The organism is Actinomadura sp. HBU206391 (genome assembly GCF_014323665.1).
Classification (GTDB): Bacteria; Actinomycetota; Actinomycetes; order Streptosporangiales; family Streptosporangiaceae; genus Actinomadura_C.
In genome coordinates this window covers 44088-60754 of record NZ_JABVEB010000022.1, presented here as the reverse complement: position 1 = coordinate 60754, position 16667 = coordinate 44088, and the positions used below count along the sequence as shown (strand labels likewise).

General features: G+C 71.8%; 13 protein-coding genes. 8 read left to right on the top strand and 5 right to left on the bottom strand.

The genetic code is table 11. The features are described from left to right. From HKK72_RS11240 to HKK72_RS11205, 8 genes are all read left to right on the top strand, one after another. Positions 1-1040 (top strand): allantoate amidohydrolase (locus HKK72_RS11240; protein WP_187234251.1); only part of this gene is annotated, 1040 nt, incomplete at its 5' end. Beyond that, positions 1040-2398 (top strand): formimidoylglutamate deiminase, encoded by a 1359-nt coding sequence (locus HKK72_RS11235; RefSeq protein WP_187234250.1) that lies wholly within the window; start codon positions 1040-1042, stop codon positions 2396-2398. The genes HKK72_RS11240 and HKK72_RS11235, both read left to right, overlap by 1 nt. A 144-nt stretch (positions 2399-2542) precedes the next feature. Continuing rightward, positions 2543-3088, top strand: coding sequence for a hypothetical protein (locus tag HKK72_RS11230; RefSeq protein WP_187234249.1), 546 nt, complete (start codon positions 2543-2545; stop codon positions 3086-3088). Positions 3089-3163: 75 nt separating this feature from the next. Further along, positions 3164-4330 (top strand): imidazolonepropionase, encoded by a 1167-nt coding sequence (gene hutI, locus HKK72_RS11225; protein WP_187234248.1) that lies wholly within the window; start codon positions 3164-3166, stop codon positions 4328-4330. A 237-nt stretch (positions 4331-4567) separates the two neighbouring features. After that, positions 4568-7201 carry a class III lanthionine synthetase LanKC gene (gene lanKC / locus HKK72_RS11220; RefSeq protein WP_187234247.1) on the top strand — a complete coding sequence of 878 codons (2634 nt, stop codon included), beginning with the start codon at positions 4568-4570 and terminating at the stop codon, positions 7199-7201. Beyond that, complete coding sequence (locus HKK72_RS11215; RefSeq protein WP_187234246.1) at positions 7188-7304, top strand: SapB/AmfS family lanthipeptide; 117 nt, start codon at positions 7188-7190, stop codon at positions 7302-7304. Before lanKC ends, HKK72_RS11215 begins: the two co-directional genes overlap by 14 nt. Before the next feature lie 117 nt (positions 7305-7421). After that, on the top strand, positions 7422-9323 hold the full coding sequence (locus HKK72_RS11210; protein WP_187234245.1) for an ABC transporter ATP-binding protein: 1902 nt from the start codon (positions 7422-7424) through the stop codon (positions 9321-9323). Further along, on the top strand, positions 9320-11176 hold the full coding sequence (locus tag HKK72_RS11205) for an ATP-binding cassette domain-containing protein (RefSeq protein ID WP_187234244.1): 1857 nt from the start codon (positions 9320-9322) through the stop codon (positions 11174-11176). The genes HKK72_RS11210 and HKK72_RS11205 overlap by 4 nt, the downstream gene beginning before the upstream one ends. Positions 11177-11245: 69 nt before the next feature. On the opposite strand, the gene HKK72_RS42095 is transcribed toward HKK72_RS11205, so the two are convergent. The 5 genes from HKK72_RS42095 to sppA form a co-directional block, all read right to left on the bottom strand. After that, a complete protein-coding gene (locus HKK72_RS42095; protein WP_187234243.1) occupies positions 11246-11896 on the bottom strand; it encodes a LuxR C-terminal-related transcriptional regulator in 651 nt (216 codons plus the stop codon). A 178-nt stretch (positions 11897-12074) separates the two neighbouring features. Beyond that, entirely contained in the window at positions 12075-13328 is a 1254-nt protein-coding gene (locus HKK72_RS11195; protein ID WP_187234242.1) for a hypothetical protein, read from the bottom strand. 288 nt (positions 13329-13616) lie between these two features. Further along, a complete protein-coding gene (locus HKK72_RS11190; RefSeq protein ID WP_410050294.1) occupies positions 13617-14120 on the bottom strand; it encodes a DNA-binding response regulator in 504 nt (167 codons plus the stop codon). A 347-nt stretch (positions 14121-14467) separates the two neighbouring features. Continuing rightward, positions 14468-14947 (bottom strand): flavin reductase family protein, encoded by a 480-nt coding sequence (locus HKK72_RS11185; RefSeq protein WP_315987184.1) that lies wholly within the window; start codon positions 14945-14947, stop codon positions 14468-14470. A gap of 22 nt (positions 14948-14969) precedes the next feature. Further along, complete coding sequence (sppA, locus tag HKK72_RS11180; RefSeq protein WP_187234240.1) at positions 14970-16667, bottom strand: signal peptide peptidase SppA; 1698 nt, start codon at positions 16665-16667, stop codon at positions 14970-14972.

Here is a 16667-nt window from a genome sequence, read left to right as displayed (position 1 = left end):
CGGGGGGCGGCGCCTTCGACGGGCCGCTGGGCGTCGTCAGCGCGCTCGCCGCGATCGACCTGCTGCGCGAGCGCGGCCGCACGCCGGCCCGGCCGATCGGCGTCGCCGTCTTCGCCGAAGAGGAGGGCGCTCGGTTCGGAGTCGCCTGCCTCGGGTCCCGGCTGCTCACCGGCGCCATCGACCCGGCCAGGGCACGCGGGCTGCGCGACGCCGAAGGGGTCACGCTCGCCGACGCTCTGACGGCCGGCGAACTCGACCCGGACGCGATCGGCCGCGACGACGAACTGCTGGGCCGGATCGGGTGCTTCGTCGAGCTGCACGTCGAGCAGGGACGCGCGTTGGAGGCGCCCGTCGGGGTGGCCAGCGCGATCTGGCCGCACGGCCGCTGGCGCCTGGAGTTCCACGGCGAGGGCAACCACGCGGGCACGACGCGCCTCGCCGACCGGCGAGACCCGATGCTGCCCTTCGCCGCCACCGTCCTCGCGGCCCGGCAGATCGCCGAACGCCATGACGCCCTCGCCACGATCGGCAAGGTGAGCGTGACGCCCGGCGGAGTGAACGCCATCCCGTCGCTGGTCACCGCCTGGCTCGACGCCCGCGGCCCGAGCGACGAGGCGGTCCTGGCGACGGTCGAGCAGATCGCCTCGGCCGCCGAGAGGGCGTCGGGCGAGCACCAGGCGACGGCCGTGATGACCCGCGAGTCCGACACCGAGATCGTCTCGTTCGACCGGTCGCTCAGAGACCGGCTGGCCGACGCCGTCGGCCGGGCGGGCACTGAGGGGCACGCCGGACCGGGGCCTGAGCCCGGATCAGGGCCCGGGCCGGACGGGCGGCGGGCCCCTGTGCTGCCCACCGGGGCCGGGCATGACGCGGGCATCCTGTCCGCCCACGTGCCCACCGGGATGCTGTTCGTGCGCAACCCCACCGGCGTCTCGCACGCTCCCGCCGAGCACGCCGAGCTCACGGACTGCCTGGCCGGGGTCGACGCCCTCGCGGCGGTGCTCGAGGATCTCGCCTGCGACCCGTCGCGGACCGGGTGATGGGCACGAAACGATGGCACGCCGAGCTGGCCTGGCTCGGCGGCGAGGTCGCCGCCGACGTGCTCATCGAGGCGGACGGTGAGCGCTTCACGGCCGTGACGCCGGGCACACCGGCGCCGCCGGACGCCGTACGGCTCCCCGGGCTGACGCTCCCCGGCCTGGCCAACGCGCACTCCCATGCGTTCCACCGCGCGCTACGCGGACGGGCGCACACGGGCGGGGGGTCGTTCTGGACCTGGCGCGAGCAGATGTACCGCGTCGCCGAACGACTCGACCCCGAGACCTACTACAGCCTGGCCAGGGCCGTGTACGCCGAGATGGCGCTGGCCGGCATCAGCTGCGTCGGCGAGTTCCACTACCTGCACCATGGCCGCGGCGGTGTGCCGTACGACGATCCGAACGCGATGGGCGCCGCCCTGATCGCGGCCGCGGGCGACGCGGGCATCCGGATCACACTCCTCGACGCCTGCTACCTGGCCGGCGGGATCGGCGAGCCGCTGCGCGGCCCGCAGTTGCGGTTCGGTGACGGCTCGGCGGACGGCTGGGCGGCGCGTGCCACCGAGCTGTACGACGCCACCGGGCACCGCGGTCTCTCGCACGCCCGCGTCGGCGCGGCCGTCCACTCCGTACGGGCGGTGCCGCCCGAGGGGATCCCCGCCGTCGCCGCCTGGGCCGCCGATCGGCGTGCGCCGCTGCACGTCCACCTCTCCGAGCAGCCGGCGGAGAACGAGCAGTGCGTGCGGGCGTACGGCAGGAGCCCGGCAAGGCTGCTCGCCGAGCGCGAAGCCCTCGGACCACGGACCATCGCGGTGCACGCCACCCATCTCGCCGAGGACGACATCCGGCTGCTCGGGGCGACCCGCACCGGTGTGTGCATGTGCCCCACCACCGAACGCGACCTGGCCGACGGGATCGGACCGGCCGGCGACCTCGTACGGGCGGGCGCGGTGCTGTCCCTCGGATCGGACCAGCACGCGGTGATCGATCTGTTCGAGGAGGCCCGCGCGGTGGAGCTGGACGAGCGGCTGCGCACCAGACGGCGGGGGCACTGGACGGCCGGCGAACTGCTCACCGCGGCGACAGCCGACGGCCACGCGGCGCTCGGTTGGCCGGAGGCGGGCAGGGTGGAGGCCGGTGCCCACGCCGATCTCGTCACGGTGTCGCTCGACTCGGTGCGTCTCGCGGGTACCGAGCCGGCGTTCGCCGCCGAGTCGGTCGTGTTCGCGGCGACGGCGGCCGACGTCCGCGATGTGATCGTCTCAGGCCGCGCGGTCGTCCGGGACGGCCGGCACCTGATCGTCGACGATGTTCCCGGCGCTCTGCGCACCGCCATGACGGCGATCACCAGGGACGGCTGACGGGCCGGCCGGCGAGGCACCGCACGCCCCGATCGCACGGCGGGGCGGCCGTCAGGGCCTGTCGGGACGGCGATCGGCGCTCTATCCTTGAGGGCGATCCGATCTTTGAGGGCGATCCGGCGACCCGGGTAGGAGTGCGGCCAGATGACGTTCAGAAGCGGATTCGCTTTGACGGCGGCGGCTCCGCTCCTCTTGGCGGCCTGCACCTCGGCGCCGCAGGCGACGAAGAGCTCCACCGCTCCGAGCCCCTCCACGGCGGTCCAGGCGAAGGCCGTGCCGTGGCCGGCCGGAGGGTGCGACCCGCGGGTCCGGAAGGTCCTTCCGACCTGGGCCCGTGCGGGATTCTCCGACAAGGGCGCGGCCCGGATGCCGCACGTCATGAGCTCGCGGGGCGACATCGTCGCCGCGCTGTTCGCCTACCCGACGCGAGCGTGGCCCAGCGACCGCCCTGACGACGGCAGCAAGATCCTCTGGATCTCCCGGGTTCCCCAGCAGCCGATGAGCCCGCTCAAGATCGACGCTTATCTCGACGGCTCGCAGCGGCCGGTCCACCGTGAGGTGGACGGCGGCCCCGGCCCCTCGCTGATGAAGCTGCCGCAGCCGGGCTGCTGGCGCCTGCGGCTGTCGTGGTCGGGACACTCCGACACCATCGACCTCGAGGTCGCACCGCCGGCGGCCGGCCGGGCGTAGGCGGGGTGGCGGCCCGCCCGCGTGTCGCAACACCCCGCATCCCGCAGGAGCACCGTGAGCTGCGATGCTTGTGTCGTGAGCGTGATCATCACAAACATCGGCGAGCTTGTCACCAACGACCCCGCGGTCGGCGAGGGGGACCTCGGGATCCTGCGGGACGCCGCGATCGTCATCCACGGCGACCGGGTGGTCTGGGTTGGCCCCTCGGCCGACGCACCGGAGGCGGACGAGTTCTATGACGCCCGAGGGCGGGCGGTGCTGCCCGGGTTCGTCGACTCGCACGCGCATCTGGTGTTCGCCGGCGAACGCGCCGAGGAGTACGCGGCGCGGATGAGCGGGGAGTCCTACGCGGCCGGGGGGATCCTCACCACGGTGACGGCGACGCGGGCGGCCTCCGACGCCGAGCTTCGCGCCAACCTGAGCCGGCTCGTCGACGAGATGGTCCGGCAGGGGACGACCACGGTCGAGTGCAAGTCCGGATACGGCCTCACGGCCGCCGACGAGGAGCGGGCCGTCCGCATCGCCTCCGAGGTGGTCGACGAGGTCACCTTCCTGGGCGCCCACGTGGTGCCGGGCGAGTACGCGCACGATCCGCAGACCTACGTGACCCTGGTCAAGGGCGAGATGCTCGCGGCGTGCGCGCCGTACGCCCGATGGATCGACGTGTTCTGCGAACGCGGCGCCTTCGACGCCGAGCAGACCCGGGAGATCATCGAGGCGGGTCTCAAGGCCGGGTTGCAGCCCAGGCTGCACGCCAACCAGCTCGGTCACGGGCCCGGCGTGCAGCTGGCGGTGGCCTACGGCGCCGCGTCGGCCGACCACTGCACCTTCCTGTCCGACCGTGACGTCGACGCGCTGGCGGGATCCGACACCGTCGCCACCCTGCTCCCGGGTGTGGAGTTCTCCACCCGGCAGCCTTATCCGGATGCGCGGTGGCTGATCGAGGCCGGCGCGACGGTTGCGCTCGCGACCGACTGCAATCCGGGGTCCTGTTACACCTCCAGCATGGCCTTCTGCATCGCGCTCGCGGTGCGGGAGATGAGCATGACCCCGGCGGAGGCGGTCTGGGCGGCCACCGCCGGAGGGGCGCGGGCACTGCGTCGCAGCGATGTCGGTCATCTCGCCGTCGGCGCCCGGGCCGATGTGCTCATGCTGGACGCCCCCTCACATATCCACCTCGCCTACCGCCCGGGAGTGCCCCAGGTCGCCGCGGTGTGGAGGGCCGGGCGTATCGCCTGGTGAGGGGCCTGATGTCATACAGCGCCCAACGATTTGCGCATGACCGAGGCACGTGGCGTCACTGACACAATCACAGCCAGGTCGTGACCGCCGTCACTAGTACGGGCGAGGCGCGCCTGTAATTCTCTGATTGCACAAAGCAGTTCTGAAGCCCGCAGTCCTAACGCTTCGTAACTGCTGGAGCAAGCCGTGACTTTCCGGACGATTCACCCGGCGGGTAACGACCACAGAGGATGTGACATGGACAAGCGGTATGAGCTCTACTGCATGGTGGATCCGCTTTTCTATGACTCTCCCGTGGCGCCACAGGCCGGCAGTTTCGACTACCCCATCGCCGGTCGCGAGGTTCCGGCCGGTTGGCAGCGGTTCGAGCAGGACGACTGGCTGGTCTACGGCCCGGACGAGTCCCTCACCGCGGGCGTCGAACTGCCCGGCCAGGGCTGGAAGATTCATGTCTCCGCGTGTCTAGGCAATGCCGAGGAGATTCTTGATGAGGTGTGGGACTACTGCGTCCCACACCTCATCTCTTTCAAGTTCCTCCGGGCCGCCCATGTGCTCCACATGCGCAATGCGAAGTACGCCAGCCGCGGAGCGAGTGGAAAGCTTGTAACGATTTACCCCGAAAATGAAAAGCGCCTCGAGCTCGTGCTCACCGAGCTCGGCGACATTCTGGCGGGGCGGCCGGGACCGTACATTCTCAGTGATCTGCGCTGGGGCGAAGGGCCGCTGTACGTGCGCTACGGCGGCTTCGCCCCGCGCTACTGCGTCTCCGATCGCGGCGTCCTCGAGCCGGCCATCGAGGACCCTGACGGACGGCTCGTTCCCGACCGCCGGACCCCGGTCTTCACCATGCCGCCGTGGGTCGAGCTGCCCGCCTGTCTCGAGCCGCATCTGAAGGCCCGGTCCGCGACGACCGTTCAGGGCCTGCCGTACAAGGTGGAGCGCGTCCTGCACTTCTCCAACGGCGGCGGGGTCTACGCCGGTCGCGACCTGCGGACCGGCGATGAGGTGGTGCTCAAGGAGGCGCGGCCGCACGCGGGGCTCGCCTACGACGGCGCCGACGCGGTGACCCGGCTGGCCCACGAGCGCGCGATCATGGAGGCGCTGGCCGGTCTCGACGCGGTGCCGGCCGTGCGTGACCATTTCACCCTCGGCGAGCATCACTTCCTGGTCCAGGATCTCATCGAGGGCAAGCCGCTCAACCAGATGTTCAGCGAGCGCTACCCGTTGAGCGACCCGACGCAGTCGAGTGAGCGGACGGCCGAGTACACCGAGTGGGCGCTGGGCGTCTACCAGCGGGTCGAGCAGGCGATCGAGCAGGTCCACGAACGCGGTTACGTCTTCGGCGACCTTCATCCGTTCAACATCATGGTGCGCCCGGACGACAGCGTAGCCCTCATCGACTACGAGGTCGCGGCACCCGTCGCCGAGGCCGAGCGGCCGTCGCTGGCGCACCCCGGGTTCGCCGCCCCGAACGACCGCAAGGGGTTCGAGCGGGACCGTTACGCCCTGGCATGCCTGCGGCTGGCGCTCTTCCTGCCCATCACCACCCTGCTCGTCCTCGATCGGGCCAAGGCGAGCCACTTCGCCGAGATCGTCGCCGACAACTTCCCGGTGCCCAGGGACTTCCTCGACGAAGCGGTCGAGATCATCGATCCGGCCGAGCGGTCTTCCGGGCCGGTGCGCGGCGCCGGCCGCGCGGTGCACGAGCCGACGCCGGAGGGCTGGGAGCGGGCGCGGGCGTCCATGAGCCGGGCGATACTCGCCAGCGCGACCCCGGGCCGCGACGACCGGCTGTTCCCCGGTGACATCGAGCAGTTCGCCACGGGCGGCATGAACATCTCCCACGGTGCGGCGGGCGTCCTCTACGCCCTCGACGTCACCGGCGCGGGTCGCCATCCGGAGCATGAGGAGTGGCTGATCCAGCGGGCGCTCACCCCGCGGGAGGGCACGAGGCTCGGGTTCTACGAGGGGCTGCACGGCATCGCCTATGTGCTGGAGCACCTCGGCCACCGCGACGAGGCCCTGAAGATCGTGGAGATCTGCCTGGGGGAGAAGTGGGAGGGCCTGGGCCTGGATCTCGGCGGGGGCCTCGCCGGCGTCGGTCTGAACCTGCGTCACTTCGCCCAGCGCACCGGCGACTCCACGTACCGGGAAGCGGCGGTGCGGGCGGCCGAGATCGTCGCGGACCGGCTCGGCGACGTCGACGACGTGCCTGAGATCAGCGGCGGTGATCACCCCTACGCGGGCCTGTTCGAAGGCTCGTCAGGACCGGCGCTGCTGTTCATCCGGATGTTCGAGGACACCGGCGACCAGGCATGGCTGGACCATGCCGCCATCGCACTCGGCCAGGACCTGCGCCGTTGCACGACGCGGCCGGACGGGACCCTCCACGTCAACGAGGGCTGGCGGACCGTCCCCTACCTGAACCGGGGCGGCGCGGGCATCGCCGTCGTGCTCGAGGAGTACCTCGCCCAGCGCGACGACGAGCGGTTCCGGCGGGCCGCCGAGGAGATCAGCCGGGGCGTCCGCTCGCCCTTCACCGTCCAATCCGGGCTCTTCAACGGCCGGGCGGGACTCCTCGCCTATCTGGCCCGCGGCCACGAACCGGGCCGCGCCGGGGCCGACCCGGACGTGGCGCTCCAGGTGCGGAACCTGGCGTGGCACGCACTGACTTACCAGGGCGACCTCGCGTTCCCTGGTGACCAGCTGTACCGGCTGTCGATGGACCTTGCCACAGGAACGGCGGGTGTCCTGCTGGCGGTGGGCGCGGCCTTGCACGGCGAACCCGTTGCACTGCCGCTGCTCGAGCCCAGCACCATCGCGAGCCGGAGAAGTGAGGAGAGGAGGTGGACTAGCAATGGCGCTTCTTGACCTGCAGGGCATGGAGCTCGCCGAGATTCCGGGCGGGCACAGCAGTCACAGCAAGAGCTGCGGCGGCGGCGGGGCCAGCACCCTGAGCCTGCTGCTCTGCTAAGAGCGGCAACCCGGTCCCGGGCGGGGGCTCTGGTCTCCAGGGCCCCCGCCCGGGGCCTTCCATTTCCAGTGATTGTACGCGCTCGGTTCGTTATTTGGCCGCGTGGCGGGAGGACGTGTGACGAACTCGGAACGGTGGGCGGCCGACCGCCTGCTGACCAGCGTCGTGCGCCGAGGCGGCGGGTGGGTCGCGGTCCTCGCGGCGGCCACGACGGTGACCGCGCTCGCCGAGGTCCTGTTGCCGGCTGCGCTCGGCCGCGCCGTCGACGCGGTGATCGCGGAAACGGATACGGTCCGCTGGATCGCCGTGTGCACCGTCCTCATCGTCATCTGCATCGCCGGGGAGGCGCTCGGAGACCTGGCCGCAGGCATGAGCCGCGCGCGGGCGACGGCCTGGCTGCGGCACACGCTGCTCGCGCACGTGCTCGCCGTCGGCCCGCGCGGCGCGCGCCGGTTCGAGTCCGGTGACCTGGTCGGCCGCGTGGTGGCGGGCGCCGACGACGCCGGCAACGCGGCCTCGGCGGCGGCCATGGCGGCGGCCTCGGCCCTTCCCGCCGTCGGCAGCCTCATCGCCCTGGCGCTCATCGACCCCTGGCTCGCCGTGGTCTTCCTGGCCGGCATGACGGTGCTGGCCGGGATGCTTCGCGGATTCGTCCGCGAGGCGTCCGATGTCACGGCGCGCTATCAGGCGGCCCAGGGGGCCATCGCGGCCCGGCTGCTCGACGCGCTCGCGGGGGCCCGTACGGTCGCCGCCGCCGGCACCGAGGAGCGCGAGACCCGGCGGGTGCTCGGGCCCCTGGCGGACCTGCGCGCGCACGGGTTCGCGATGTGGCGCACGCAGACCCGGATGACCGTGCGGGGCGCCGTCGTCATGCCGCTGGTCGAGGTCACGGTGCTGGCCACGGCCGGACTGATGCTGTTCTGGGGGCGTATCACGCTCGGAGAGCTGCTGGCCGCCGGCCGCTATGCCGTTCTCGGGTCCGGGCTCGACGCCGTGGTGCTGTTCGCCAACCGCGTCGTCCGTGGCCGCGCGGCGGCGCGGCGCGCGGTGGAGGTGCTGCGGGAGCCGCCCATGGCGTACGGCACCGGGGCACTGCCACCGGGCCGTGGCCGGCTGGAGTTCCGCGGGGTCACCGCACGGCCGGACGGCGAGCCCATGCCGAAGAGCCCGCCGCCTGACGGCCCGCCGCCTGACGGCCCGGCACCTGACGGCCCGGTGCCTGACGGTCCGGTACTGGGCGACCCCGTACTCCGGAGCATCGATCTGATCGTGCCCGCCGGGGCCGCGCTCGCGGTCGTCGGCCGGTCAGGGGCCGGCAAGTCACTGCTCGCCGCCCTCGCCGGCCGGCTCAGCGAGCCGGACGAGGGCGAGGTGCTGCTGGACGGCGTTCCGCTGCGGGAACTCGACCGCGCGACGCTGCGCCGGGCGGTCGGCTACGCCTTCGAGCGTCCGGTGCTGGTCGGCGACACGCTCGCCGAGGTGATCGGCTTCGGCGCGGTCGTGTCGTCGCCGGGGGAACTGCCCGGCCGCATCGACGAGGCGGCCCGCGCCGCCTGTGCCGACACGTTCATCCGCCGGTTGCCGCAGGGGTATGAGACGCCGCGGACGGCAGCGCCGATGTCCGGAGGAGAAGCTCAGCGGCTCGGCCTGGCGCGGGCGTTCGCGCAGGCCGAACGGCTGCTCATCCTCGACGACGCGACCTCGAGCCTCGACACCGCCACGGAGCTCCAGGTGAGCCGCGCGCTCACCGAGGAATTCGGGGACCGCACGCGGCTCATCGTCGCCCACCGCGCCGCGACCGCGAGCCGGGCCGATCTGGTCGCCTGGATCGACGAGGGCACGATCAGAGCCTTCGGGCCACACCGTGACCTCTGGCGGGACCCCGCCTATCGTGCGGTCTTCCGCCCGGCCGACGTGCCGCCGACCGAGACCACCGAAGGCGAGCCCGATCCGGATACGGGTCCGGACGCGCGGACGGCGGCGTCGAACGGCGAACTCGCGAAGGGGCCCGGCCGATGAGGGTCACCCACCGGTCGGCACGGGTGCTGCTGTCCGCGCTCCGGCGCCGTCCGCGCGAGGTCGTACGGCTGATGGGCTGGTCTGTCGTCGAAGTGGTGCCGGTGTTCGTGTCGGGCCGGGCCATCGCGCTCGCCGTCGACGACGGATTTCGCGATGGCAGCCCGGCCGTCGGATTCGTCTGGCTCGGGGTGCTCGCGGTCGCGGTGCTGGCCGGCGCGGCGGCGACCCGGCAGATCTACCTTCGGCTGGCCGCCGTCGTCGAGCCGTTCCGCGACGAACTCGTACGCCATGTCGTGACCGGAGCGCTCCACCGCGCGACCACGGGCGACGAAACTCCCGGGGCGGCGGGGGTCGCGCGCCTCACCCGGCAGGTCGAGGTGGTCAGGGACTCCTTCGCCGGCATGGTGATGGTGGTCCGGAGCTTTGTGTTCACGGTGGCGAGCGCGCTGCTCGGCCTGCTCTTCCTCACGCCGGACGTGCTCGTGTTCATCCTGCCGCCGTTCGCGGTCGGCCTGGCCCTGTTCTTCGGATCGCTGGCCGCGCTGGCCGACCGGCAGCGGCGGCTGGCGCTCGCCGACGAGGACGTCGCCGAATCGGCCGGTTCGCTCACCGGCGGGCTGCGCGACATCGTCGCCAACGGCGGTGAGGACCAGATGCGCGAGGTGGTGGGCGCACGGGTCGAGGCACAGGCCTCGGCGGTGCGGGCACTGGCCAGGCTCACGACGGTGCGCACGCTGTCGCTCACCATCGGGGGCTGGCTGCCGGTCATCCTCGTCCTGGTCGGCTCGCCGTGGCTGCGCGATCGGGGGGCGACCGCGGGCACGATCCTCGGAGCCCTCACCTACATCGCCTATGCCTTCCAGCCGGCTCTCCAGATGCTGGTCCAGGCGCTGGGCGGCAGCGGGCTGCAGCTGATCGTCAACCTCAACCGCATACTGGAGACCGGGCACGACGGAGCGGGCGGCATGAGCATCGCCTCGCCCGTTCCCGCCGCGTCCGGCGTACCGGCCGCATCCGCAGGGCCCGCCGGTACCGGCAGTGGCGGCTGGAGCGGCCGCTCCGGGAACGGGCGTGTCCGCCCTCTGGTACGTCGGGAACTGGAGCTGCGAGACGTCGTCTTCGGTTATGGCCCGCATGCCGAGCCGGTGGTGGACGGTCTCGACCTCGTGGTCCCGGAGAGCGACCACCTCGTGATCGTCGGCCCGAGCGGGATCGGCAAGTCGACCGTCGCGTCGCTCATGGCCGGGCTGCTGCAGCCGCAGTCGGGAGGGGTACGGCTCGGCGGAATCCCGGTGGCCGAGCTCGATCGCGGCTACCGGGTGGTGATACCCCAGGAGGCCTACGTCTTCTCGGGCACCCTCGCGGAGAACCTGGTCTATCTGCGGCCAGGCGCATCCGCCGACCTTCTCGACGAGGCGGTCGATCTGGTCGGGCTGCGGCCGGTCGTCGAACGCCTCGGCGGCTACCACGCCGTCGTCGGGCCCCTCGCCCTCTCGGCCGGTGAGCGCCAGCTCATCGCCCTGACCCGGTCCTATCTGTCCACCGCTCCGCTGGCGATCCTGGACGAGGCCACCTGCCATCTCGACCCCGCCGCCGAGGCACGCGCCGAGCAGGCGTTCGCGAGCCGGCCGGGGACGCTCGTCGTCGTCGCCCATCGAATGAGCTCGGCCCTGCGTGCGCGCCGGATCCTGGTCATGGACGGGCACGGCACGGCGCTCGGAAGTCACACCGGGCTGCTCGTCTCCTCGGCCTCCTATCGCGACCTGGTCGGGCACTGGGAGCTGGAGCCGGCCCGCGTCACAGGCTCGAACGGCGTGGGCCAGGACGGCGTCGAGCCCGTAGCGCGCAGGTGACACAACTCCGGATGCCCCGATGCCCTTCCCGGTGTGCGCCGTGACCTCTGGCACGACGCACACCGGCGGTCATTGAGGCCACGGTGCGGAGGGCATGAGCCACCCCTGGCGATCCGCGAAGCGGGCGGCATCGAGGCGGTTGCGGGTGCCGGTCTTGGCGATCGCGCGCGATACGTAGTTGCGCACGGTGCCGGGTGAGAGGTTCAGCCGCTTGGCGATCTCGGCGGCCGAGACTCCCTCGGAGGCGATCCGCAGAACGGTGGCCTCCTGCGGGGTGAGCGGATTCTTGGCCGTTGCGCCGGCAAGACGGCCGGTGTGGGTCGACTGGACGAGACCGTCCCCTCGGGCCAGGCACCGAACGGCGGACATGACACGGTCGGCGGAGGCGGTCTTCGGCATCAGCGCGTTCGCGGGCGCGATCGCCGACCGCGTGAGGCGACCGGGATGCCCCGGGTCGTACAGGGCCAGGGTACGGCAGTTCGGAACGGCGTCGCCGAGCATGGACAGTGCCCGGGAGCCACCGTGCATGTCGACGTCGATCAGGGCGACATCCGGCCGGGCCACGATGGCGGCGGGCACGATCCCGTCGCTGGCGTCGAGTTGTGCGACGACCTGGATGTCGGAGGGGTGGGACAGGAGTGCGACCAGACCTGCGCGGAGGAGTCGTACGTTTTCGCAGACCAGTGTGCGGATCAAGGCATTGCCCTTCGGTCGGCTCACGGCGTGCTGAGTACGCCCGTTGAACGGGCGGATGATCAGTGCGACGGTTGAGCGGGCCGGGCGACCCCGTGGTGACGGGTGCCGCGATTGGCGCCGAAGACCTGCCTCGGTGACGCTGAGGCGGTGGGCACCGTACGACGGCGATGGCCGTCGGCGGTCGCGGCCCGGAACGCCTCGATCAGTCGGGCGATACGGCCGGATCCTCCGCGGTGATGGCCAGGGCGGGAGTGGCGACGTGCCACGTGCCCTCGAGCGTGCCGCCGCGGCCCGTCTGGCCCGTGCGGATGAGATCACCGACGGGTTCCGGCGGAGGCTTGGGCAGGCCCCGGCCCTCTTTGCCGCACGTGGGCGCGGTCGGCGGAAGGGGCGGCTTCTTCGGCTCATCGGTCCGCGCTCGAGCACGGACGATCCGAGCGGTCGGCTCGGCGGACACCTGGCCGGTCTCCGCATCGGGGTGGGGGATCCGCGGATCCATCCGCATGGGCGCCCCGGTGCTCGGGTCGGCTCCGCCCATGACGACGGCGATCCTGAGGTCCGGCGATCGCGGCGGGGCGATGGGGCCGCCGCTCGAGCCGGTGGGGGTGGCCGTGGCGGGCGAGACCGCGGCGCCGCCCGGATCGGTGTCGGAGATCTTGCGCTCGATGGGGTCCGGGATCAGCGCGCCGGTGGCGCATTCGGGCACGGGCGCCAGCCGGCTCGCCAAGCCGGTGAGCTCGGTCGTTCGCGGGCAGGGCGGGGATAACCCGTGAACCGGCGGCACCTGCCCGGCTGCGGAGACCACGGGTGCGAGCACACCCCGCAGCCGCGGGTGGAGACGCCTGAGCGCTCTGTGCGCCGGCGTGGCCGAATCCGGCGCAAGCCGGCGGACCGGGATCGCGAGCTGCCGGCCGGTTCGTTCACCGGCCCACGACGCCGATCCCGGGAGGGCGTCCATCATGCCCGTCCCGCGCCCGCGCTCGGACCGGTCGCCGAGCCGGTCGATCAGGGCACCGGCGGGTGAGCGGGCCGTGGAACGCTCACCGGGAGGGCGGGCCTGCGCCGGTGACTCCGGCCGCGACGATGACGGTGGCCGTACCGCCTGATCCCGTCGCGTGCCGGTCGCCGAGGCCTTTCCGGGTCGCGTCGAGTGATCGGCCCGAGCGGGCACGGGCCTCGGCGCCGCTTCGCGGGCGGCCGAGCGGCCCGGACCGGGCCGGACGACACGAGCGTGCGACTTCCCGGTCCTGTGCGTGTCCTCCGCCGTGGCGGAGGACTTTCCGGTATCGGCCAGATCGGTGACGTCGTCGACGAGATCGCGCACGTCGTCGGTCAGATCGCCGATCGCCGGAGCAGCCGGGGCGGGGGGCACCTCGGCGGCATGCGCCGACTGCAGTCCAACGATCAGCCACCCGAAGACCAGGAAACCGCCGATCAGCAGCAGTCGCCGCATCACGAGTCGATGCTCGGTCGCGAGGCGTCGCGCATGCGCGAAAACGATTCGGACACGGTACGGCTCATGTGTCACCCGACCGCCCGCGCCATTCATGCCAGGCCTCCGAAGCACGACTGTGCGACTGACATCCGCCGATGTCCAATGCCCTTGCGGCATTCCCCGATTGCGGGGCTGTATCCATACTTTCTGCGTCGGCTCGATGTCGCTCCGTGTGCCCGTGCGCGCCGCGCCTCGATCACGCTCGGCATTGAGCGCGCGGGCGCCGGCCGGGTAGGCCGATAACATGGGTCAGAGCCACCCCGCCTCGATGGCGATGCGAATGGCGTCCACGCGGTTGCGGGCTCCGGTCTTGCTGGTGACACGGGACAGATGGTTGCGGACGGTCCGGACCGAGAGATAGAGCTGAGCGGCGATCTCTTCGGGCGGAGTGCCCTCCGCGGCGGCCTCGAGGACCTCGAGCTCACGCGGGGTCAACGGGCTCTGCTCCGCGTCCAGTGCCGCGAAGGCCAGTTCGGAGTCGAGGACCCGTTCGCCTCGCGCCACCCGCCGGACGGCGTCCGCGAGCGCCTCCGGTTCGACGTCGGTCAGTACGAAGCCGAGGATGTGCGACTTGACGGCGCGCCGTAGATCGCGTGGCCGCCGCCGCTCGGCCATGATCATCGTTCCGCAACCGGGCAGTCGCTGGTGTAAGGCCCTCGCGGCGGCGAATCCGCCTCGCAGCCGAATATCGATCATGGCGACGTGCGGATCGAGTTCCAGCGCCGAAGGAATGATCTTTTCTGCGGAATCCAATTCGGCTACGACTGAAATATCTATTTCGGCGGAAAGGAGGGCGACGAGCCCCCCTCTCATCAAGTGCAGTTCCTCCGCAATCAGTACGCGAATCAACTCGGCTCCGATCAGGGACAGGCAGTGCCATCGGCCGGTCGGTGGTTCGAAATCCGCTGATGACGTGCGGATTCCCCGGCGTGCGACACCAATAGCGGTGCGTGTGTTCAGCCTTCGTGAAGCGGGCTGTTGTCGGCTCGTCATCCAGGGTGAACGAGGACCCACGCCGCGTCAACAGTTGCCACAAAACCGGTAATGATCGGCAATTTGCTCCTCACCGGTGGCCGTGATAGAAGCTTCTTTCCCGAGAGTCAGCGATAGCGGCCGCCGACCCGTACCAACGGCTGCCGGCCCGGCTCGGCATAGTCCACGGCGAGCGCCTCGGCGACGAACAGGACATGGTCGCCGGCCGGCACCCGCAGCCGGGTCTCGCACTCGAGCGCCGCCAGCCCGCCCTCGGTGATGAGCGCGTCAGAGTGCCGTCCACGGTGATGGGGGACGCTCGCGAGCAGCAACCGGGCGCTCGGGCGCCCCTCGGCCGCGAACCGTCCCGCCAGCGCACGCTGATCGGCGCTGACGATCGTCGCGGCCCATCGATCCTGGTGGTGCAGGACCTCGCTGAGGTAAGACTCACCTGCGATCCCGGCCACTACCATGGGCGGTTCCAGAGACACTGAGGCGAACCCGGTCACCGTCGTGCCGATGTCGTCGCGGCCGTCCCGTACCGTCACCAGCACCACACCGGTCGCGAACCCCGAAACCGCCTCGGTGAACTCCGCAGGGGGGATCACGGCGACCGGTCCGCGGACCGGCTCAGTGGATGTCCCAGGAGCCCGGCAGGGTCAGCGGCCCGCCGGACGGCAGCCCCAGCCGGTTCGCGAGCCCGGCCAGCGGCCCCCAGGCGTCCAGCCGGGCTCCCGCCGCCGTGCGGTCGTCGCTGGACTCGGGCGGGCGCAGCCGATCGAGCGGAGAGGTGTGCGGGAAGATCCGCACCGGGGCGTCGGCGGCCAGCCCCGCCTTCTTGCGGGCGACGTCGAGGGCGACGTCGAGGCCGCCGAGTTCGTCGACGAGCCCGTGGCGGTGGGCGTCGGCCCCGGTCCACACCCTGCCCCGGGCCAGCTCGTGGACCTGCTCGCGGGACATGTCGCGGCCTTCGGCCACCTTCGCGGTGAAGTCGTCATAGATCCGGTCGAGGGAGGCGTTGATCCTCTCCCACTCGCTGTCGCTGAAGTCCTTCGTGGCGCTGAACATGCGCGCGTGGGCGCCGTCCTCGACGCTGCCCATGCCGACGCCGAGCCGGTCAAGGAGATTGCTCACGATGGGCTTGCCTACCACCACGCCGATCGAACCGGTGAACGTGCCGGGCTGGGCGACGATCGTGTCGGCCGCCACCGAGACGTAGTAGCCGCCGGAGGCGGCGAGATTGCCCATCGACACGATGACCGGCTTGCCCGCTCGTCGTGCGAGCACGACCTCACGCCAGATGGCGTCGGACGCGACCGCGGATCCGCCCGGGCTGTTCACCCGGAACACGATCGCCTTGACCCGGTCGTCCTTGACGGCCGCCCGGAACCCGGCACCGATCGTGTCGGAGCCCATGGCGCTGCCCTGCCCCGGCATCGGTGAGCGGCCACTGCGGCCGAGCCGGATCTGGCCCTGGCCCTGGATCAGCGCGATGACGTCCTGCCGGGGCCGGGAGAGCCGCGGCGCGAGGGCGTGCGTCCGGTGGTAGCGGGCGATGTAGCGCAACTGGGCGTCGTCGCCCGCCTGCGCCCGCACGTCGGCGTACACCTCGTCGCGGTAGCCGAGCTTGTCGACCAGGCCGGCCTCGAGCGCCTCGTCGGCGAGCAGCGGGCCACGGTCGATCAGTTTCCGCACCTGCTCCTCGGTCAACCCGCGGGCCTCCGCCACTCCGGCGGCGATCTGCTCACCGATCGATGTGACGATCCGGCTCGACATCTCCTCGTGCTCGGGGGTGTAAGAGCTCTCCATGAACGTGTTCGCCATGGTCTTGTACTCGTGCCGCTTGGCGAACCTCGGCGATACGCCGACCTTCTCCAGGGCGTCCCTGAAGAACGGCTCCTCCAGCGACACGCCGGTCAGCCCGACGTCGCCCGACGGCTGCAGGTAGATGCGCTCGAACGCGCTGGCCAGGTAGTAGGGGACGGTGCCATGACCCGTCTCGCCGAAGGTCTCCGCCCAGGCAACGGTGGGCTTGCCGGCCTCCCGGAAGCCTCGCACGGCGTCACGCAGCTCCTGGGCCATCGCCAGGCCCACCCCTGAGCCGATCTTGACGATCAGCGCCCGCACCCGCGGGTCCGTACGGGCCCTGCGCAGTCCGTCGAGGACGTCGCGGAGATGCGTCCTGCGCATGGAGAGCACCGCCGACAGCGGATCCGCCGGCGCCACATCGACGATTCCGTCGGTGAGGTCGAGTTCCAAGATCAGCGGCACGGTCCGTCGATCGCGCGCATCCTTGATCAAATCAACGACTTTTCCCGGGTCCACCAT